The organism is Streptomyces sp. NPDC054863 (assembly GCF_053610825.1).
This window is the reverse complement of the sequence record NZ_JBSGZD010000433.1, coordinates 1-3,878: the sequence shown is the minus strand read 5'-3', so window position 1 is coordinate 3,878 and position 3,878 is coordinate 1. Positions and strand designations below refer to the sequence as shown.

1 protein-coding gene is annotated in these 3,878 nt (G+C 75.1%); it reads right to left on the bottom strand.

Going from position 1 to position 3,878, the window contains the following annotated elements; all coding sequences use genetic code 11:
- Positions 1 to 3,878, bottom strand: a 3,878-nt coding sequence (locus tag ACWGIG_RS37055) for a type I polyketide synthase (protein WP_453326117.1), incomplete at both ends; no start/stop codon positions are given.

Here is a 3,878-nt window from a genome sequence, read left to right as displayed (position 1 = left end):
CATCCGGGCGGAGTGGAAGGCATGACCGACCCGCAGCCGCGTGGTGCGGCGGCCGAGCCGGGCGAACCGGTCGGCGACGGCGAGCACGGCGGCCTCCTCACCGGAGACGACCACCGACCGCGGACCGTTCACCGCCGCGATCGCGACCCGGTCCGCAGGGATGGAGGCGTCAGCAGGGTCCGCGCGGTCGGCCAGTGCTCGCGCCACCTCGTCCTCAGAGGCATCCAGGGCCACCATGGCCCCGTTGCCGGGCAGTTGACGCATCAGCCGGCCCCGGGCCGCCACCAGTTCCACGGCGTCCCGTTCCGACAGGACGCCCGCGGCGTGGGCCGCGGCCAGTTCGCCGACGGAGTGCCCGGCCAGTACGTCCGGCCGTACTCCCCACGACTCCAGCAGCCGGAACAGCGCGACCTCGAAGACGAACAGACCCGCTTGCGCGACATCCGTCCGCTCCAGCAGGGCGGCCTCGCGGGTGCCCTCCTGCGCCCGCAGCACCGCGCGCAGCGGACGGCCCAGCCGGCTGCCGCCGAACCCGTCGTACGCGTCGAACCGGTCGCACAGGGCATCGAAGGCGGCGGCGAAGACGGGGAAAGCGGCATGCAACTCACGTCCCATGCCCGGCCGTTGAGCGCCCTGGCCGGAGAACAGCAGGGCCAGCCGCCCGGACGTCGGGACCGCCCCGGCGGTGGGGGCCGTGCCGTCGGTGCCGGTCGCCGCCCAGGTGTCCAGGGCGGTCAGCAGCGCCGCGCGGTCGGCGCCGGGCAGCGCCGCCCGGTGGGAGAGGGCGGCACGGGTCGTGGCCAGGGAGAAAGCGACGTCCAACGAGGACAGTCCGGGCCGCGCCCGCAGCAGGGCAGCGGTCTGCCGGGCCTGTGCGCGCAGGGCTTCCGGGCCCGCGCCGGACAGCAGCAGCGGCGGCGCCTCCTGCCACGGCGTGCGGGTCTTGAGGGCCGCTGCGGAATCGGCTTGCGCCAGGACTCCGGATTCGCCCTGCGCCAGGACTCCGGATTCGCCCTGCGCCAGGACTCCGGATTCGCCCTGCTCCAGAACTCCGGATTCAGCCTGCTCCAGGGCTCCGGATTCAGCCTGCTCAAGGACGACGTGGGCGTTGGTCCCGCCGATGCCGAACGCGGAGACCCCGGCGCGGCGCGGGCTGCCGGGCGCCGGGAGCCATTCCCGCTCCCGGGTCAGTGGCCGTACGGCGCCTGACGACCAGTCCACGCGCGGCGACGGCTCCTCGCAGTGCAGCATGCGAGGGTGGCGCCCGTGCTGCATGGCCAGGACGGTCTTGATGACGCCGCCGACCCCGGCGGCGGCCTGGGTGTGCCCGATGTTGGACTTCAGGGCGCCGAGCCACAGCGGCCGGTCGGCGGGCCGTCCGCGCCCGTACACCGCCAGCAGCGCCTGGGCCTCGATGGGGTCGCCGAGCGCGGTACCGGTGCCGTGCGCCTCGACCGCGTCGACGTCGGCCGGGGACAGACCGGCGTCGGCCAGAGCCTGGAGGATCACCTCCTGCTGGGCCGGACCGCTGGGCGCGGTGAGCCCGTTGGAGGCGCCGTCGGAGTTGACGGCCGAGCCGCGGAGCAGCGCCAGCACCGGGTGGCCGTTGCGCCGGGCGTCGGACAGCCGCTCCAGCAGGACCATGCCGACACCCTCGGCCCAGGCGGCGCCGTCGGCCGCCGCGGAGAACGGCTTGCACCGGCCGTCCGGGGCCACCCCGCGCAGCCTGCTGAACGCGACGAAGGGCGCCGGGGTGGCCATCACCGTGACCCCTCCGGCCACGGCCAGCGCGCACGTGCCGGACCGCAGCGCCCGTGCGGCCGAATCGATCGCCACCAGCGACGACGAGCAGGCCGTGTCGACCGTGACGGCGGGCCCGCGCAGGCCCAGGGTGTACGCGACGCGGCCCGACGCCACGCTCCCCGCCGAGCCCAGCGCGAGATGTGCTTCCAGTGCGTGCGCCCCGCGGTGGAGGAAGCGCGCGCCGTAGTCGGCGTGCATCATGCCGACGAACACTCCGGTGTCGCTGCCGCGCAGCGCCGCCGGGTCGATGCCCGCCCGCTCACAGACCTCCCAGGCGGTCTCAAGCAGCAGCCGCTGCTGCGGATCGGTGGCCAGCGCCTCCCGGGGCGACATCCCGAAGAAGGCGGCGTCGAAGTCGGCCGCACCGCGCAGGAATCCGCCGCGGCGGGTGACGGAGGTGCCGAGCCGGTCCGGGTCGGGGTCGAAGAGCCCCGCCCGATCCCAGCCGCGGTCATCGGGGAACTCCGAGGTCGCGTCCGTACCGTCGGTGACCAGGCGCCACAGGTCCTCGGGGGAGGCCACGTCCTGCGCGCCGCCCGGATAGCGGCACGCCATGGCCACGATGGCCACCGGATCGTCGGACGGCGCGGGCGAGTGGGTGCCGCTCGTACGGGCTGCCGGGCCGGGGCCCGGGCCCGGGCCGCCGAACAGCGCGCCGGCGAGGAAAGCGGCCACGGCGGCGGGCGTCGGGTGGTCGAAGACCAGGGTCGCGGGCAGCACGAGACCGGTTGCCGCGCCGAGCCGGTCGCGCAGCAGTACGCCCCCGAGGGAGGTGAGGCCGAAAGAGGTGAAGGGCCTGCCTGGCTCCACGGGCCGCGCCGGCTCACCGCACGTCCGCTCCGTGCAGTCGAGGACGACGCGCAGTACGGCGTCGTACCGCCCGGAGGGTGCCAGATCCAGCAGCCGCCCGCGCAGGGCGGACGCGGCTGCCCCCCGCTCGGTCGCCAGCCGGTCGGCCGACTGCCGGGCGAGGGCCGGGCGGTCGGTCTTGCCGGTGGCCGTGCGCGGCACGGCACCGGTCTCGTACACCTCGTCGGGCATCTTGAATCCCGACAGCCGCTCCCGGCAGTGGGCGCGCACCCGGTCGGTGTCGACGCCGTGCGGGCCGGGGACGACGAACGCGACGGGCACCTCGCCCAGCGCGTCGTGCGGCCTGCCGACGACGGCCGCGTCCGCGACGCCGGGGGCGGCGAGCAACACCCGCTCGACCTCGGCCGGGTTGATGTTCGCACCCCCGCGGATGATCAATTCCTTGACGCGGCCGGTGACTTGGAGACGGCCCTGGCTCAGGCGGCGGCCGAGATCCCCGGTGCGGTACCAGCCGTCCCGGAACGCCAGCGCGGTCTCGTCCGGGCGGCGGTGGTACCCGATCATCAGGTTCGGACCGCGGACCCAGATCTCGCCCTCGATCCCCTCCTCCCCTTCCCGGGCGGCGGTCTCCTCGCCGCTTCCGGGGTCGGTCAGCCGGATCTCGATTCCGGGCACCGGCAGCCAGTGGGAGTCGTCGATCCCGGGGCGGCCGAGCGGCTTGACGGCGATCTTCCCGCAGGTCTCGGTGGAGCCGTAGCCGTCGAGCAACGGCGCGCCGAGCAGCTCCTCGACGTCCGCCCGCAGCGCAGGGGGGCACGGTGCGCCCGCGGTCACGCAGAGGCGCAGGCCGGACAGCGTCCGTCGGCCCGCCCGCAGCGAATCCGTACGCAGCGAATCCGTACGCAGCGAATCCGTACGCAGCGAATCCGTACGCAGTGAATCCACCAGGAGGTGATACGTGGCGGGCACCCCGGCCAGGACGGTGAACGACCGCCCGGCGAGCGCCTCCGCGACGCTCGCGCCCCGGTCGAGGAGGTACGCACTCGCCCCCACCGAGACCACGCCCAGCAGGCACAACGAGTGCGCGTAGGCGTGGAACACGGGCAGTGGGCACAGCAACCGGTCCTCCGGCCCCAGCCCCCACAGCGGGACGTAGGACGCGGCCACGGACCACAGCCAGGCGCGCTGGCTGGACACCACGCCCTTGGCGGTCCCGGTGGTGCCCGACGTGTAGTGGATCCACGCGGGCTCGTCCAGGCCGAGGT